Origin of the sequence: Streptomyces sp. SID10853, assembly GCF_010548145.1 — a bacterium.
GTDB lineage: Bacteria > Actinomycetota > Actinomycetes > Streptomycetales > Streptomycetaceae > Streptomyces.
On the sequence record NZ_JAAGLN010000041.1, the window covers coordinates 23620 to 40146 of the forward strand.

The 16527-nt window shown below is 69.4% G+C and carries 16 protein-coding genes, 1 tRNA gene and 1 other RNA gene; 10 read left to right on the plus strand and 8 right to left on the minus strand.

Annotated features, from left to right (window positions below; all coding sequences use genetic code 11):
- Positions 1 to 19 precede the first annotated feature (19 nt).
- Both G3I19_RS11295 and G3I19_RS11300 read left to right on the plus strand, forming a co-directional pair.
- On the plus strand, positions 20 to 1492 hold the full coding sequence (locus G3I19_RS11295) for an MFS transporter (protein WP_164262747.1): 1473 nt from the start codon (positions 20 to 22) through the stop codon (positions 1490 to 1492).
- Between the two features lie 348 nt (positions 1493 to 1840).
- Positions 1841 to 2419, plus strand: coding sequence for a restriction endonuclease (locus G3I19_RS11300; RefSeq protein WP_239074171.1), 579 nt, complete (start codon positions 1841 to 1843; stop codon positions 2417 to 2419).
- A 48-nt stretch (positions 2420 to 2467) separates the two neighbouring features.
- Here the strand turns inward: G3I19_RS11300 and G3I19_RS11305 are convergent, their stop codons facing one another.
- Positions 2468 to 3010, minus strand: coding sequence for a hypothetical protein (locus tag G3I19_RS11305; protein ID WP_164262751.1), 543 nt, complete (start codon positions 3008 to 3010; stop codon positions 2468 to 2470).
- A 391-nt stretch (positions 3011 to 3401) separates the two neighbouring features.
- On the opposite strand from G3I19_RS11305, the gene G3I19_RS38080 reads away from it, so the two are divergent.
- Positions 3402 to 3695, plus strand: coding sequence for a hypothetical protein (locus G3I19_RS38080; protein ID WP_275402716.1), 294 nt, complete (start codon positions 3402 to 3404; stop codon positions 3693 to 3695).
- A gap of 347 nt (positions 3696 to 4042) precedes the next feature.
- Positions 4043 to 4600, plus strand: coding sequence for a cytochrome P450 (locus G3I19_RS38085; RefSeq protein ID WP_275402717.1), 558 nt, complete (start codon positions 4043 to 4045; stop codon positions 4598 to 4600).
- A 34-nt stretch (positions 4601 to 4634) separates the two neighbouring features.
- On the opposite strand, the gene G3I19_RS11315 is transcribed toward G3I19_RS38085, so the two are convergent.
- Complete coding sequence (locus tag G3I19_RS11315; protein WP_164262753.1) at positions 4635 to 5474, minus strand: NAD(P)H-binding protein; 840 nt, start codon at positions 5472 to 5474, stop codon at positions 4635 to 4637.
- A 91-nt stretch (positions 5475 to 5565) separates the two neighbouring features.
- Here G3I19_RS11315 and G3I19_RS11320 point away from each other — a divergent pair, with 91 nt between their 5' ends.
- Complete coding sequence (locus tag G3I19_RS11320; RefSeq protein WP_164262755.1) at positions 5566 to 5979, plus strand: helix-turn-helix domain-containing protein; 414 nt, start codon at positions 5566 to 5568, stop codon at positions 5977 to 5979.
- A gap of 222 nt (positions 5980 to 6201) precedes the next feature.
- Entirely contained in the window at positions 6202 to 6969 is a 768-nt protein-coding gene (locus tag G3I19_RS11325; RefSeq protein WP_164262757.1) for a polysaccharide deacetylase family protein, read from the plus strand.
- A gap of 21 nt (positions 6970 to 6990) precedes the next feature.
- Here the strand turns inward: G3I19_RS11325 and G3I19_RS11330 are convergent, their stop codons facing one another.
- On the minus strand, positions 6991 to 8142 hold the full coding sequence (locus G3I19_RS11330; RefSeq protein WP_203599441.1) for a metallophosphoesterase: 1152 nt from the start codon (positions 8140 to 8142) through the stop codon (positions 6991 to 6993).
- Between the two features lie 394 nt (positions 8143 to 8536).
- On the opposite strand from G3I19_RS11330, the gene G3I19_RS11335 reads away from it, so the two are divergent.
- On the plus strand, positions 8537 to 9133 hold the full coding sequence (locus tag G3I19_RS11335) for a snapalysin family zinc-dependent metalloprotease (RefSeq protein ID WP_164262759.1): 597 nt from the start codon (positions 8537 to 8539) through the stop codon (positions 9131 to 9133).
- Between the two features lie 227 nt (positions 9134 to 9360).
- Here the strand turns inward: G3I19_RS11335 and G3I19_RS11340 are convergent, their stop codons facing one another.
- Positions 9361 to 10062, minus strand: a complete 702-nt coding sequence (locus G3I19_RS11340) for a serine protease (RefSeq protein WP_239074167.1) — start codon at positions 10060 to 10062, stop codon at positions 9361 to 9363.
- Positions 10063 to 10489: 427 nt separating this feature from the next.
- Between G3I19_RS11340 and G3I19_RS11345 the strand changes: the two genes are divergently transcribed.
- Positions 10490 to 10684, plus strand: a complete 195-nt coding sequence (locus G3I19_RS11345) for a response regulator transcription factor (protein WP_343235066.1) — start codon at positions 10490 to 10492, stop codon at positions 10682 to 10684.
- Positions 10685 to 11652: 968 nt separating this feature from the next.
- Here the strand turns inward: G3I19_RS11345 and G3I19_RS11355 are convergent.
- The 4 genes from G3I19_RS11355 to G3I19_RS11370 all read right to left on the minus strand — a co-directional run bounded on the left by G3I19_RS11355 (position 11653) and on the right by G3I19_RS11370 (position 14857).
- On the minus strand, positions 11653 to 12531 hold the full coding sequence (locus tag G3I19_RS11355) for a hypothetical protein (protein ID WP_164262763.1): 879 nt from the start codon (positions 12529 to 12531) through the stop codon (positions 11653 to 11655).
- Positions 12528 to 13685, minus strand: coding sequence for a PrsW family glutamic-type intramembrane protease (locus tag G3I19_RS11360; RefSeq protein WP_164262765.1), 1158 nt, complete (start codon positions 13683 to 13685; stop codon positions 12528 to 12530). Before G3I19_RS11360 ends, G3I19_RS11355 begins: the two co-directional genes overlap by 4 nt.
- Before the next feature lie 139 nt (positions 13686 to 13824).
- Positions 13825 to 14280 (minus strand): hypothetical protein, encoded by a 456-nt coding sequence (locus tag G3I19_RS11365; protein WP_239074168.1) that lies wholly within the window; start codon positions 14278 to 14280, stop codon positions 13825 to 13827.
- A 492-nt stretch (positions 14281 to 14772) separates the two neighbouring features.
- A tRNA-Ser gene (locus G3I19_RS11370) sits at positions 14773 to 14857 on the minus strand.
- A gap of 74 nt (positions 14858 to 14931) precedes the next feature.
- Between G3I19_RS11370 and ffs the strand changes: the two genes are divergently transcribed.
- Both ffs and G3I19_RS11380 read left to right on the plus strand, forming a co-directional pair.
- Positions 14932 to 15026, plus strand: an RNA gene (gene ffs, locus G3I19_RS11375) — signal recognition particle sRNA small type.
- Positions 15027 to 15116: 90 nt separating this feature from the next.
- Positions 15117 to 16527, plus strand: a 1411-nt coding sequence (locus G3I19_RS11380) for a DNA polymerase III subunit gamma and tau (protein WP_164262767.1), incomplete at its 3' end; no start/stop codon positions are given.

Here is a 16527-nt window from a genome sequence, read left to right on the forward strand (position 1 = left end):
ATCAATCATCTGAGGTTAAATGAGCACCGTTCCGGTCCCGCCCTCCTCGCAGACCCCCTACCGGTGGCGCTGGCTGATCCTGGTGGTGATGCTCGTCGCGGAGATCATGGACCTGCTGGACGCGTCGATCGTCAATGTGGCCGGGCCCGCCCTGGAGAGGTCGCTCGGTGCGACGTCCGTGGGCCTCCAGTGGGTGATCGGCGGCTACGCCCTCACGCTGGGGGCCGGTCTTGTGCTGGGCGGCCGGCTCGGCGACCGGTACGGGCGGCGCCGGATGTTCCTGATCGGCCTGGGAGCGTTCACCGCGGCCTCACTGCTCTGCGCGATCGCGCCGGACATCGAGATCCTGATCACCGTCCGGCTGGTCCAGGGAGCGGCCGGAGCGATGCTGCTGCCCCAGGGGCTCGGTCTGCTCCGCGAGAACTTCACCGGTGCGGAACTCACCAAGGTGTTCGGGATCTTCGGCCCCGTGCTGGGACTCGGCGGCATCGTCGGCCCGGTGCTGGGCGGCGGCCTCATCCAGGGCGACTTCTTCGGTCTCGGCTGGCGGCTGGTGTTCCTGGTGAACGTGCCGATCGGCTTGGTGGCCCTGGCCGTCGCCGTGAAGTTCGTGCCCCGGAAAGCGAGCGACCGGGCCGTGGTCGTGGACGGCACGGGAGCGGCTCTGGTCGCGCTCTCCTGTGGCCTGCTCGTCCTGCCCCTGAACCAGGGTCAGGACGCCGGCTGGCCCCTGTGGACCTGGCTCTGCATGGCCGCTTCGGTGGCCGGGTTCGCGCTCTTCGCCGTACAGCAGCGACGTACGGCAGCGCAGGGACGCGAGCCGCTCGTCACCCCCGCTCTGCTGCGCAAGCCCGCCTTCACGGTCGGCCTCGGCGGCATCGCGCTGTTCTTCGGCGGGCTGGTCGGGGTGCAGCTGGTCCTGACCCTCTTCCTCCAGATCGGCCAGCGCTTCACGGCCGGGGAGGCCGGCCTCGGCAACCTGCCGCTGGCGCTGGGAACCGCGATCGGCGGCGCGGTCAGCGGAGCCGTACTCGCCGACCGGATCGGCCGCGCGGTCCTGCAGATCGGCCCGCTCGTGCAGTTGGGCGGCGCGGCGCTGCTCTGGTACGAACTCGGCCACATCGGCGGCACGTTCTCCCTCTGGGACGTCGCGCCCGGGGTGGTCGTCTGCGGTATCGGTGCCGGTCTGGTCATTGCCGCGCTGTTCAGCTTCATCCTCGCCGCGGTGGACGACGACGAGATCGGTTCGGCGTCCGGGGTGCTGTCGGCGGTGCAGTCGATCGGTGGCTCGATCGGTGTGGCGGTGTTCGGCTCGGTGTTCTTCGCCCGCGCCAAATCGGGTGACTTCACCGCCGGCTTCCACCACGCCCTCCTGGTCCAGGGCTGCCTGCTGGTCGCCTTTCTGGCGATCACGGTCCTGCTGCCGAAGAAGGGCAGGCCGGAGGAGTTCACCGCGCCGGCCGATGGTGTGCGGGAGAGCACGGGGGCGTAAGGGCGGGCGCGGCGTACGGGTACGGGTACGGGTGCGGACCGGCCGAAGCGTTGGCCGAACAGCCGCTCTTTCCCGCCGCGTCCCGGTCGGCCACACTCGCGTCGGTGGGGCGGGGAGCGAGGGGGCCACATGGCGACGAGAGGCGTAGCGAAGAGACGCGTAGTGAAGCGACGCGCGGTGAAGACACGCGTGGTGAAGAGACGCGTGGTGAAGAGACGCGCGGTGAAAAAGCGCAAGCGCCGTTCGGCTGCGCGGAGGCGGTACGAGGCGACGAGGGACACCGTGTGGGGCGGGGCCGCCCTGGTGCTGGTCCTGCTGGCGGCGTTCTGGAGCACTGTCTGGCCCTATCTGGCCGGGGCCGCCGTCCTCGGCGGTGCCGGCGCCGCGGTCGGATGGCTCCGGCATACGGACCGGCTGGTGCGTGGCAGGGAACGGCAGCGGCAGGAGCAGGACGCGATCCGCACGGGCCGCCGGTCACTGGCGGCGGTGGACGCGATGAGCTGGCAGGACTTCGAGCGGTACGTGGCGCAGTTGTGCCGGCGTGACGGCTGTACGGACGTCGAGGTCAGCGGCAAGTCCGGGGACCTGGGCGCGGACGTGGTCGCGACGCTCGCCGACGGCCGCCGACTGGTCGTCCAGTGCAAGCACTACGCTCCGCACCGCTACGTTCCCAGCGGCGACATGCAGAAGTTCGTCGGCACTGCCTGGCTGCACCACAAGGCGGACGTCGCGGTGTTCGTGGCCACGTGTCCGTTCAGCAAGCCGGCGCTCGCTCTCGCGGTTCAGCACGGGATCCTGGCCCTCCACCGCGATCTGCTGGGCCAGTGGAACACCGGCACTCCGCTCCCGGCGCTCCTGTCGCTCAACGGCACCGGCCAGGGCGACCGTGCGCACCGGCAGCGGTGGCGGGACACCCACCGCTCGTGAACGCAGGGCCGGCCGATGCCCCTGAACGCGAGTCGGTCCGCTGCCCGTTCAGTTCTTGCTCAGGGTGCGGGTCACTCCGGCCACCACGGCGGTCGTCAGCAACCAGCCGATCGCGATCAGTGCGTAGGCCATCGCCTGCAGGGCTCCGCCGGACCAGTGCCATGCCTCGCGCTGGCTGAATCCCCCGATGGGGATCAGCAGGTCGAGCGTGTAGACAACGGCGTTGAACGGCGGCCCCTCGCCGGGCTTGTTCGGACTCGGGGTGTGCGTACCGAAGGCCAGTGAGCCCACCAGGGTCAGGAAGGCGAGCCAGGCACCGGCCAGCCAGGGGCGGTAGCCGTAGCCGACGGTGCCGTCGAGCAGATAGCCCCAGACACGGCTCCAGGGACTGAGCAAGCGGCGGCGGTTGCGCTGTTTGGCCAGGAGCGTCCGGCGTGCCTCGTCGTCATGGCCGATCCGGCGGTAGTGACCCGCCAGTTGCTCGTACGGTTGTGGTGAGTACCCGGGATTGCGGTGAACCCACTCCAGCCTTCCGTCCACCGAGTCCGGCTCGGACCTGATCGAGTCGTAGGTGAAGCCCTCCAGCCGCATTTCGTTCGCCCAGCTGCGGGCGTCGTCGCGGACCCAGGCGGCGTGTGCGCCCCGCAGATCGACGGTGCCGGCGGGCGGGGCCGCCCGGCCGCAGGTCGACCTCTCGCCCCTCGGGAAACGCGTCCCACAACTGCCGTTCCGGGGACGTCAGTTCCTCGTAATTCAGCACCCGAGCAGACTACGTGGCGGCAGACCGGCCCGGCCTGCACATCCTCTACGCCCTGGAGACCTGCCCCCCCCGGAGATCGGCCCCGCCTGCAGATCCTCCCAGCCCCGCAGACCTACCCCGCCCCACAGACCCGCCCCGCCCCGCCCCGCAGATCCGTCCGGGGCGCGTGCCCCCCCCCGGGCCGCCATTGACTCTTGCGGGCGCCGCCCCCACCCTCCCGGCATGACCGCATCTCAGCAGGCCCCGTTCGCCCCGTGCGCCGGTGAGAGCTGGCGCTCTCCGTGGGAGATGTACGCGACACTGCGCGACGCGCACCCCCTGCACCACGTCCCCGAAGGCGACTACTGGGTCCTCTCCCGTTACGCGGACGTGCTCGCCGCCGCCCGCGACACCGGGCGCTACTCCTCCGCCGACGGCCTGACCATCACCTACGGCGAGCGTGCACGCCTCGGTATCACCGACGCCGCCCCGATGGTGATGCTGGACCCGCCCGACACACCGGCTTCCGCCGCCTGATCAGCCGCGGCTACACCCCGCGCCGGGTCGCCGCCATCGAGCCGGACGTCCGTGCCTTCGTCCGGGGCCGCCTGGACCGCATCGCCGATCTCGGCGGCGGCTGCGACATCGTCGCCGAACTCTTCAAACCGCTGCCCAGTTATGTCGTCGGGCGCTATCTCGGTGTCCCCGAACACGACCGCGCCCGCTTCGACGGCTGGACCCACGCCATCGTCGAGGCCAACGCGCTGGGTGACCCGCTCACCGCCGCCGAAGCCGTCACCAGCCTCTTCGGCTACTTCACCGAGCTGATCGAACGCCGCCGCAGCGAACCCGCCGACGACACCGTCTCCGACCTGGTCGGCCTGATGCCGTCCGACGACCCCGGCACCCTGCTGCGTATCCTCGGCTTCGCCTTCACGATGGTCGCAGGCGGCAACGACACCACCACCGGACTGCTCGGCGGCGCCGCCGAACTCCTCACCGCGCACCCCGGCCAACGCCGCGCCCTCCTGGACACCCCCGCCCTGCTCCCCTCCGCCATCGAGGAATTCCTCCGGCTGACCTCCCCCGTCCAGTGCCTGGCCCGCACCGTCACCGAAGACACCACGCTGCACGGCCGGACCGTCCCCGCAGGCCGCAAAGTTCTCCTCCTCTACGGCGCAGCCAACCGCGACCCGCGTGCCTTCGGCCCCACCGCCCACCACCCGGACCCCACCCGCGAAGGTCCCCAGCACCTCGCCTTCACCCACGGCCCGCACCACTGCCTGGGGGCCTCCGCGGCCCGTCTGGTCTCCCGTACGGCCCTGGAGGAACTCCTCGCCCGTTTCCCGGACTTCGAGGTGGACGCGGCAGCGGGCACCTTCGCGGACGGCAACTACGTACGGCGGTACGCGTCCCTGCCGTTCGCCGCGGCCCGGACCTGAGCGGTTCCGCCGCTCACCCGGGCTGTTCGCCTTCTCAGCGGAACGCCGCGACGTTGCGGGCGGCCCAGTCGGCGAACGAGCGCGGGGCGCGGCCGAGGATCCGCTGCACGTCGGGGCTGACGCGCAGTTCGGCCGGGCTCGGCGAGCCGAGGATGTCCAGCGTGTCGTCGGCGAGTTCGGCCGGCAGACTCAGGGTCATGGCGGCCTTGGCCTCGGCGCGGGTGAGTTCGTCGAACCGCACCGGTGAGCCCAGTGCGGTGGCGATGGCCTCCGCCTGCCGGCGCGGCGTGATCACCTCAGGGCCGGTCAGCTCGTACACGCCGTCGGTGTGCCGGTCGTCCAGCAGGCAGGCCATCGCGACATCGGCGATGTCCGCCGGGTCGACGACCGGCACCCCGACATCGCCGAAGGGCGCGGCGACCACCCCTCGTGTACGGACGGACTCGGCCCACCACAGGGCGTTGGAGGCGAAACCGCCCGGCCGCAGGACGGCCCACTCCAGGCCGGACTCCCGCAGTGCGTCCTCCACCCCTCGCATCGTGATCCGGGTCCGGCCGGAGGGCCTGGTCGCCACGCCCTGCGAGGAGAGCAGGACGACCCGGGGGACCCCGGCGGCCGCCGCTCTGCCGATGAGGTCGGCCGGCCTGGCCCCGGCTGCGTGCAGGTCGCCGGAGAGCAGCAGGAAGAGCGCCTTCGCCCCGGTCAGTACGGGATCGAGGCCGGCCGGCTCGGTCAGGTCGGCAACCAAGTGACGTACGCCGTCCGGTACTTCGGCCGCGTTCCGTGACACCGCGGTCACCTGGTGGCCCGCCTCGGCCAGCGCCCGCGTCAACGGCCGGCCCACGTTCCCGGTAGCTCCGGTCACTACGATCATGATCAGCTCCTTGTTCGGTGTTCTCTGTGGCGTTCACGCTAGGAGCCAGGCTTACTTTTTATAAGGACATACCTGAAGGTAAGCTCCTGGCATGACGGAAGGCGCGCAGTTCACACGGACCGGAGCGGGCGAGCGGTATGACGTGTTTCACACCGACTGCCCCGCGCGCGATGTGGTCGACCATGTGACCAGCAGGTGGGGCATCTGGGTGCTGATCTCCTTGCGGAGCAACGATCTCCGCTTCTATGAACTGCGCGAGAGCATCCAGGGCATCAGCGAGAAGATGCTCGCCCAGACCCTGCGCGCGCTCGTCCAGGACGGCCTGGCCTGGCGGAAGGTCGAGCCGACGACGCCGCCCCAGGTCACCTACGGGCTGACCGGGTTCGGCCGGGACATCGGCGGGCCGCTGACGGAGCTGTTCGACCGGGTCACCCGGCAGTTGTCGGAGCCGGCCGCGAGCCGGCGCGTTCCGGATGGACCGGACCGGGCTCCGCAGGAGCACTGACCGGCTCGGGCCGGATCAGACCGCGGCTCGGGCTGGAGCGGACCGCGGCTCGGGCTGGAGTAGACCGCTCTCGACGCCTGATCGCGGGGGAGTTGTCCGCGAACTCTCCCGGAATTGTGCGTGATCGGTAACGGACGCATCCCCCGGCCTCCATCTCTCGTCCTTCCCAGTGGTCACAAGGTGACCGGGACCGGCGAGGCACTGGCGAGACAAGGGGCGGACATGGCACGGCACAGCGGGCGGGGCTGGTACGGCAAGGTGCTCGGCGCGGGACTCGGGGTGACGATGCTCGCCGTCGGCGCCTCGGTGTGGACCGCGCAGGCCGGTTCCGCGGTCACGTCACCCCCGAAGGCGACCGCGCCGGCCACGCCGGGCGGCGTCAAGTCGGTCGCGGTGACCATCGCGCACGCGTCGGAGGCGGGAACGCACGGCGTCAACATCACCATCGACGACGGCCCCGACCCCGTGTGGACCCCTCAAGTGCTCGACCTGCTGCGGGAGTACGGGGTGAAGGCCACGTTCTGCATGATAGGACCGCAGGCCCAGGCCCACCCGGACCTCGTGAAGAAGGTGGTCGCGGCCGGACACCGGCTGTGCGACCACACGGTGTCGCACAACACCGCCATGGACAAGGCGTCCGAGACCTACCAGTCGCAGCAGATACTCGACGCCGAACGCATGATCACCAAGGCGTCCGGCGGCGTACGGCCGATGTACTACCGGGCGCCCGGCGGGGCCTTCACCCCGTACAGCCGCAAGCTCGCCGCTTCCCGGGGCATGCGCCCGCTGGGCTGGAACGTGGACAGCAAGGACTTCGAGCGTCCCGGCACGGACACCGTCGTCGCCACGGTCGAGAACGAACTGCCCAACGGGCCGACGATCCTCTTCCACGACGGCGGCGGTGACCGTTCCCAGACCGTCGAGGCCCTGCGCCGCCTTCTCCCCCGGCTCAAGGAGCAGGGCTACTCCTTCGGCTTCCCGGTGCGCTGAGCGCCGGTTCCCGGTGTGCTTCTACGCGGTCGGCCCGTCGCCCGGCCGCAAGGTGAGCAGCGTGATCTCGCTCGGTGCGAAGACCCGGAAGGGCGGCCCCCAGAAGCCGGTGCCCCGGCTGGTGTAGAGCTGGGTGCGCTCGCCGTGCCGGCTCAGGCCCCGCACCACCGGCTGATCGATCCGTACGAGGAAGTTGAACGGCCAGATCTGGCCACCGTGCGTGTGCCCGGAGACCTGCAGATCGATGCCGGCCGCAGCGGCCTGTCCGACGTACTTGGGCTGGTGGGCGACGAGCAGGACCGGCCGCTCCGGGGCCGCCCCCGCCAGCGCGTCGACCAGGTTCGCCCGGTGCCCGGCCAGCCCGGAGGACTCCGCGGTCACGTCGTCCACACCGGCCAGGACGAGGGCGTCACCGCCGCGCTCCACCAGGACGTGGCGGTTGTGCAGCGGCTCCCAGCCCAGTTCCGCCATCCGGTCCAGCCAGCCCTGCGCCTCCCCGAAGTACTCGTGGTTCCCCGTGACATAGACCTTCGCGAGCCGTGACCGGATCGTCCCGAGGGGCGCGGACTGCTCCCGGCGCTGAGTGGGGGTGCCGTCGGCGATGTCGCCCGCGTGGATCACGATGTCCGCGTCGAGTGCGTTGACGGCCCCGGCGACCCGCGCCGACCAGCCGGCCCGGTCGATCGGCCCGTAGTGGGTGTCGGCCAGCACCACGACACGGGTTCCGTCCAGACCGCCGCCGAGCCGGGGGACGTGCACGTCCAGCTGCCTCACCCGCGGCACGCGCATGGCCTCGTGGTGTCCCCACGCCAGCAGCACGGCGGAGATCACGGCGACGGCCACGGCAATGCTCCTGGCCCGCCCGGCGCCGCCGACGCCGAGCCCGATCAGTACGAGGTGCAGCAGGCCGCCCAGCGCCGACCAGGTGAACAGCACCCAGACCACCCCGAGGGTGGTGTCCGCGACACGGGCCGCGCGGTCGGCCCGCCGCTGTCCGTGCCCCGCGGCCATGAGGAAGGGGAAGGAGACCAGCCAGGCGGCGAAGACGACCGTGCCGGCGAGGAAGACCGGGAACGGCCAGCCGGTTCCGGAGGCGAACAGCGTCCACCAGGGCAGGAAGAACAGCAGCAGGAGGACGAGCAGGACCACGCCCCCGCCCAGCCGCCGGCGCAGGGACCGCGGAGGGCGCGGGCTGCCGGACGACCGGACGCCGTCCTCCGACGGCGACCCCGCTTCTGCCTGCACCTCCACCTCTGGTTCCGGCTCCGACTCCGCCCGGATGGATTCGCTGTCTGCCACTGCGCTGCCCCTCACGTCCGCCCGCCCCCGCCGTCAGTACCCATGGTCCGTCACCCGGCCGCCCGTCACACGGCGCCCCACGGAACGGCCGCACCCTGCTGCGCCGTGACCCGGCAGGCCGCCGTGCCGCCGACGCTTCAGCCGAAATGGTCACGATCGAGGCAACTGCGGCCAACTCCCCTGTCTCATCGCGTACTTGTGGTGCTCACCGGTCACGTGGTGCCCTTGTGGCTCACGGGCAACCGACGTCAGGGACAGGACGAGTCTCATGATCAAGCGAATAGCAGCCGTGGCGGCACTGATCCCGGCCATGCTGGGAGTGACAACCGGTGCCGCTTCGGCGCACCCGGCGCCGCCGAGGGCGACAGCGGCGGTGGTCACTCTGACCTACGACGCCAGCCAGGCCGGGCAGTGGGCGGACGCGATCACGCAGGGCGTGCAGAACTGGAACGCTGCGGACCACAACGTGCACCTGCAGCCGGCGACCTCGCCCGGCTCGGCCAACTTCGTCTACGTGGCGACCAGCGGCTGGCCCCAGACGACACTCGGGCCGATCGTCCCCGGCGGCCGCAGAGGCGAGGTCGAACTGGGCCAGGAAGCGGTCGATGAGGGCTACGACATGACCCGGGTCGCCGCACACGAAACCGGGCACATCCTCGGACTGCCGGACGACTACAGCGGCCCGTGCTCGGAGCTGATGTCCGGGCACGGCCCAGGTACGTCGTGCACCAACGCCCAGCCGAGTACGGCAGAGGCCGCCCAGGTCGACCGTAACTACGCGGACGGCGCGGCGGCACTGAGCCCGAAGCAGCACAGGACCGTGACCGACGTCTGGCGCGCACCGGCCCTCGCCGGCGCACACTGACGAACGGCGGAACCGGACGGCCGGGATGGCCGGGACGACCGGCTGGAGACGGCGCAGGGGCGGGCACGCGTCTGCCGACGCGAAGCCGAAGCCTCCGACAGGTACGGGGACTTCGGCTTCCGGCGTGTCCGGGCACACCGGGAATCGTCACCGTGGCCCAGCGGACGGAGCGGTCGCCGGTCCGGGCGGAGCGGTCGCCCGGTCCAGTCGGGCGGGGCCGTCGCCGATCACTTCGCGGTGACGCGCTCGATCCATGCGCGGTGGGCCGTCAGGTCGGTGTGGATGCCGGGACCGGTGGCGCACTCCGGATCGGCGTCGCTGTCGCGGCTGGTTGCCCCGATCAGTTCCCACCGCCCGGGACGGCCCTTGATCTGCGGCCCGCCGGAGTCGAGGATGCACGCCTGCGCGTTCTTGGTGGGGCTGTCGGTGCACAGCTCGTTGGCCGGGTTGAAGTTCTCACTGCACCGGCTGTCGGGGACGACCCTGGTGTCCAGTTCCTGCAGACGGATCGGGGGGTCCGGGCACGCGCTGCCGTCCTCGCAGGTCATTCCCCAGCCGAGGATCCGGGTGTCGGTACCGGCCGGTGCGGTATCCGTGGCCGGCTTGACCGGCTTCGCGTCCACGGGGTGGTCCAGCTTCATGACGGCCACGTCGTCGCGGAACGGCTCGTAGGAGAAGTCCGGATGTGCGATGACCTTGGTGACCTTCGCTCGGGCCCCCTTCGTCCGGTCGTGGTCGCCGACCCGTACGGAAAGCTGCTGTGGCTTGACGTTCACCGTGCAGTGCCCGGCGGTCACGATCCAGTCCGGTTTGATCAGGGAGGCTCCGCAGTAGTGATGGCCGTCCTTCTGAATGCTCACCATGAACGGGTACGGCGAGGTCGCATCGTGGCCTCCGATGATCGCCGACGCCGGCGATGCCACCGCCATGGTGAGCGTGACCGCCCCCCCCCCGCCATCGCACCCAGTACCGCCCTGCCTCGCTTGCTCATCTGTCCTCCTGTGTCCGTCCGTTGAGGGTTCGGACACCCGTGAAGCTCAAGAGCGGCCGGCCCCCGGTGACCCGTGCCGTGCCGTGTGGGCTCTCGTACTTCCGGATCCGAACACTCACGTCGGACCCGGCCCGGTCCGACGCACGTCCAGGCTGTCCCGTCGGGCACCCCCGGCGCGTCACCTTTCCCGCCCGGGCGGACTTGCCCGAAAGTCGTACGCCACGCCCGCCGGGTCATGCCCCGGGACGACCGGGGCCGTGGGCTACCGGCGACGACGGATCCCGTGGGCGGGCGATGTTGCCCCTGACACGGACGAGTGATGGCGTGAGTGACCGTCAAGGTAGTCCCCCCTCGACGACGACGAGGTGCTGGTGCGCAAGGGCATCCGGATGATCCTTCACGCCGAGCCGGACATCGAGGTGGTCGCCGAGGGCGATGACGGCTCGGTGGCGGTGGACCTGGTGGCCGAGCACCGTCCGGACGTGGTGCTCACCGACATCCAGATGCCCCGCGTCGGCGGCCTGGAGGCCGCCCGCCGGTTCGCGTGCCCGCCGCCTTGAGCCGGGTGAAGGGGCAGGAAGAGAACGACGAGATCACCTTCGCCGAGCAGGAGATCGACCGAAACTGCCGAGCCGGTGAGGAGGGTCGGTTCGTCAGCGACGCGGGGCCCATCCGCGACCTTGGGCAGTCGACCGGCGGATTCACCCTGCCTCGGATGCCTGCACAGCGGGCACGCAACTCCACGCTGATCTTGTCCGTCGAGCGGGCTGCCGCCTCTGCGGCGCTGGGGTGCCCGCCCTGGGAGCTTGGGCCCTGCGCTGAGTGTGGCCAGCTGATGCGCCGTTACGGGAGCCACGCAGCTATGTTCTGCGGTGTGTGCCGTGCGCTCTTGAACGGTCGGTAGGCGACGGCGGCCTGCTGGCGGCAACTGCAACAAACGCCGGAGGGCCCCACCGCAAGCGGTCGGGTCTTCCAGGGCAAGCGAATCGCCCGCGGATTGCACCACAGCGTCACGGACGCTGATATCGCCTGCTGCGAGTCAGCCCTGCGAATGGGCTGAGCGAACGGCCTGTCTGACGCCGATGCCGACCGGATTTCCATCCAAGGAGTACCGGGCCAGTTTTCACTTCAGCGCCAGCTATTCAATTACCCCGTGTGAAAATTTCGACGTCTTCGAGAGCGTCTGTCGCAGCGCCGCCGAGTTGCCTGTCCTCAAGCAAGTTTCGAACAGCGGAAATTGCTTGAGGTGACACCTTTTTGTGGAGTCTGGCAAGGTGTCCCAGTGCAAGGGCTGCGGCCCTGCGGACGTCGGGGTCTGGGTGACCGGCGAAGTGCACGAGCCACTGCTCGACCCAGACCCGATCGGCCACGTGCAACGCCGCAGCGACCAGTGCCTCGGAAATCTCGTACGGCTGTCCAGCCTGAAATGTCTGAGCTGCTTCTTCTGCTGTAATACTGCGGGGAGCTTGGTACTGCATGAGTCCTCACGATCTCGCTCCACTGCTGCAGTGAAGCGAATCCCTGATGGTTATTTGATCTTTCCCTTTGCCGTCACTCGCCCGGCCTTACGCAGGGCGCTCTGCATCTGCTGGCTCAGCTCACCCCACTGTCGAACATGGCCATGATATATCCCGGTTCCATTATGAGTTTCGTCGAATACCGCGAATTCGCCAGTCTCTGGGTCTGTTCCGACCCTACGGGTGGTATTCGGATTGAAGCTGATGGAATTCTCCAGCGTTTCCTGTGGGTGTGTTGGTTCCGGAGCGGCTGTCCCCCGCTGAGTCTGACCGTGTTTCGGCGAAGGTTTGAATACCAAGTCCGGTTCTGCTGTATCACCGCCCTTGTTTCCGTTGGGGCCGCCTTCGCCCGCACTTCCATCGCCACCCTGGACCGCCAGGAGGACGCCGGCTGTGCCCAAACCAGCGGCTTCGACAGCGGCGACGGATGAGGCGCCGGCCGCATCCGCGACGATGCCGCCGCCGGCGAGGACCAGGCCGCCGGGCGGGAAGATCATGATCAGGGCGGCCAGCGCGAGGATGGTGAGGGCGATGCCCGCGTACAGCTCAAGGTTTTGCAGAGCTGCGAGGAGCATCGCGAGGGAGCCGGCGACGTCCCCGTTCAATGGGCTTCCGTGGTAGCGAGCGAAGAGCAGCAGGCCAGTGGTGGCGGATGCACCGACGGCGGTGAACACCCGCAGCCGCAGGACGGCTTGGGGTTCTGCCAGCGGCTGGCGGGCGGTGGTACGCCAAGCGCGGAGCAGTAGGGCCAGCTGGATGAGGGCCCAGGCCAGTCCAGCTATGCCGAACCACATGAGCACACGTGGCCCGTTGCCGGTGGTGAAGTACTTCTGGAGGTCTTTGGTCGCGGTGAACGACCCGATGGCCAGAAAAAGCAGGGAAGGCGTCATGAGGACGAGCGGGACGGCCAGGAGAGGCCAGCGACGTCGCCAACGTTGGGGCGGATCGTCTTGAGCTGAGTACGTATGCGCGCTGTGTTCCAGGCGTCGGCGTGGTTGGCGGCGTCGATGCGCGCGGCAGTGTTGACGACTGCCTGGTGCAGCGCTTCGAGCCGTTCGGGGGCGGTGCGTCCGGCGGCGTAGAGGAGGGATCTGCGCATGCGGGCGAAGCGCAGCGCGATGAGCGGTGTCCATGGCGGGCACCGGGTGCTGAACGTGGTGAGGGGGCCGATAGCTGCGTTCCCGGTTCGCTCTGCGTTCAGGAGGATGGCAGGCATGGCCTGCTTGCTGCGCTGCAGGTGGGCGAAGTCGAGGGCCATGGCGATGGCCAGGCAGATCAGCGGCGCGTACGCCACGAGGTCGTTGGCTGTGCCGAGCAGAGAGGTGGCCCAGCTGGGCGGGTGGGCATCGCGGTTGCCGGTGTAGTTGACCAGGGTGTGGTGGGCCATTGCGTAGGCGATCGGCAGCAGTCCGAGCAGGCGTCGCCAGCCGCGGCTACGCAGTAGCAGTCCGGCGCCGAGTGCTCCGATGGCTCCCCAGGCGAGGTGGAGGTTGGTGTCCAGGCTGGGTTGGGTGAAGCTGAGGTCCAGGCTGCCCAGCGAAGCCGGTAGCCAGGTGGTCAGCACGGTGTGCCAGTCGGGTATGTACGTGGAGCTGAGGCTCAGGCCCCCGGAGAGCATCCATCCGCCGTAGGGATACGGGTCAGCGCGCTGGGCGTCGAGGAGATGGCTGAGGAGTACTTCGTACAGGCCGAGTCCCGCGCCGGTGGCGGCGCCGAGGATTACGTAGTCGGTCAGGCCGAGTTGGTAGCGGATCTTGATGTTGAGACCTGCGAGCAGTAGTGGTGTGAGTTTGGCGAGCTCCTCCACTACAGGGACGACGGTGTAGCTGCCCCGTCCCATGGCTTCGACCAGTGGCTGCGTCGCGCTCGATGCCATCGCGTGGGCGTAGCCGAGTTCGATGAGGGCGGCGACAACTCCGCTGCCGTATATGCCGACGGCGACCGTCAGCACCACGGTCGAGAGCCGTAGGGACCTCATCGGCGAGGCGATCAGGGCGAGTTGCAGCACTCCGTAGATCGCTGCCGCGACCATGATGACCGACACATGAGCCCCCGTTTGGCCATGGCGTCACGGACAGAAACCACGACATTACAAGACGGGTAAAGGTCGGCTGCAAAGAGGCTGTCAGGACAGGTCCGAAGCATCCAGCGGGATCGGTCAGCGGTTGCGGCTGGCTGCCGGGTCACTCCTCCTGGAGACGGATTGCCATCACGGTCCCGTCGGCACGGATGGACACCGCGTTCCACTTCCCTGACGAGCTGCGGTCCGGCCACTGTCCTCGGAGGCCGTGCACTTCGCCTCGGTATTCGTTGACGCGCCCGTGGTGGAGATGCGTGTACAGGCTCTTCTCGAGTCCGGAGAATGCCTCTACGCGGGTGCCGTTCAGGCGGTAGATGTGGTCGGTGCCGAGGAAGTCGATGCCGTGGATGTGATGCTCTGCATCTCGCAGTCTGGCCGTGTTGGCATGGACGTCGTGCTGGAAGTGGCGTCGACCTTGCTTCTTGGTCAGGTACTGGGCGGTGGGTTTGCCACCTCCGGTGAATGCCGTGAGCGTGGCCGCCTCCGTCCGTGCCAGCACAATGTTGAACCAGGCGAAGGAGGCAGACGTGCGGGGGGTGTGGCGGCAGAGAAGCTTCACCTGGGGTGGCTCTCAGTTTGTGAGGCACGTCACTTGATGTGCTGGTGTGGGGCTATCCGACTTGCTCAACTCGCCCTGTGTCAGTCGGGGATCCGCATCGCACCGGATCCCATGGATCTGTTGGGTCGACGAGCTCGTGCGGCACCAAGAGGATCTGGGTCCGTATCCAGGGGGAGTGACCCAGATCCCCTGTGGAGTCTGTCGAGGCGCCCATAGGCGATTGCGGCTGCCTCTACTGCACGACTGAGACCAGGTAACGGCGAAGGGGCCGGCCGCTGGACGATCAAGCAAACGGAGCGCAGAAGCTGGGGGCCATGCGCGGTGCCTCGGAGTCCTAGGCGGGCCGTCCAGGACGGACCCGATGCGGAAGCCTGTCCGTGGTCGTCCACGACTGTCCGTCCCGCGCAACTGAGACCAGAACTGGGACCACGCAACGACGAAGGGTCCGACCGCCAGGCGGTCGGACCCTTCGTTTGCCCTGGTGGGCAACTGCGGAGGATACGAGATTCGAACTCGTGAGGGGTTGCCCCCAACACGCTTTCCAAGCGTGCGCCCTAGGCCACTAGGCGAATCCTCCGCGGCAAACAATACAAGACGTTGAGGAGTGCTAGCGAACTCGATTCCACCCCGGTGGATCAGCTAGGGTGTGGGTCAGCCCCTCACGTGGCGCTATCTGACTGAACTCCCCCAGGGCCGGAAGGCAGCAAGGGTAGGTTGGCTCTGGCGGGTGCGTGGGGGGCCCTTTGCGTTCCGGGTGTTCGGCGTTCCAGGGCGTTCTGGGGGCGTGGGCCGCTCGGGGGCGTGGGTTGTCGGTGGGCCCCGATAACCTCGTAGATGTGTCGTCCCTTGCGCTGTACCGCCGTTACCGTCCCGAATCGTTCGCCGAGGTCATCGGGCAGGAGCACGTCACTGCCCCGTTGCAGCAGGCCCTGCGGAACAACCGGGTCAACCACGCGTATCTGTTCAGTGGGCCGCGCGGCTGTGGCAAGACCACCAGTGCACGGATCCTGGCCCGCTGTCTGAATTGCGAGCAGGGCCCCACACCCACGCCGTGCGGTGAGTGTCAGTCCTGCCAGGACCTCGCGCGCAACGGGCCGGGGTCGATCGACGTCATCGAGATCGACGCAGCTTCGCACGGTGGCGTGGACGACGCCCGTGATCTGCGCGAGAAGGCGTTCTTCGGGCCTGCGAGCAGTCGTTACAAGATCTACATCATCGACGAGGCACACATGGTCACGTCGGCGGGGTTCAACGCCCTGCTGAAGGTCGTCGAGGAGCCCCCGGAGCATCTCAAGTTCATCTTCGCGACCACGGAACCCGAGAAGGTCATCGGCACCATCCGGTCGCGTACGCACCACTACCCCTTCCGGCTGGTGCCGCCCAGCACCCTGCGCGACTACCTCGGCGAGGTGTGCGGCCAGGAGGGAGCCCAGGTCGCGGAGGGGGTGCTGCCCCTCGTCGTGCGTGCCGGTGCGGGTTCCGTGCGGGACTCCATGTCCGTCATGGACCAGCTGCTGGCGGGCGCGGGCGAGGAAGGTGTGACATACGCCATGGCGACCGCCCTCCTCGGCTACACGGACGGGACGCTCCTCGACGCCGTCATCGACGCCTTCGCCTCATCGGACGGGGCCGCCGCCTTCGAGCTGGTCGACCAGGTCATCGAGCGTGGCAACGACCCGCGCCGGTTCGTCGCCGACCTTCTGGAGCGGCTGCGCGACCTGGTGATCCTCGCCGCCGTGCCGGACGCGGGGGAGAAGGGGCTGATCGACGCCCCGGCCGATGTCGTCGCCCGCATGCAGGCGCAGGCTTCCGTCTTCGGCGCCGCCGAGCTGAGCCGGGCGGCGGATCTGGTCAACACCGGGCTCACCGAGATGCGCGGAGCCACGTCGCCGCGCCTCCAGCTCGAGCTGATCTGTGCGCGGGTGCTGCTCCCGGCCGCCTTCGACGACGAGCGTTCCCTGCAGGCCCGGCTGGACCGTCTGGAGCGCGGCGGCACCTTCGTATCGGGTGGGCAGGGGCCCGCCATGGGGTACGTACCGGGCGCCGAGGCCCATCCCACGATGGCGGCTCCCCCCGGACCGGCTGCTGGGACTGCTGGGCCTGTTGATTCTGCTGGGGCTTCCGGGCCCGGTATGACGGTTGCGCCCGGTACGGGGCCCGCCGCCGCGCGTGCCGCTGCCCGGGGGGACGCGGGTCCGGGTGCGGGCACGGGTGCGGCCGGTGCCGGCCCCGGGGGATCCGCCAGTG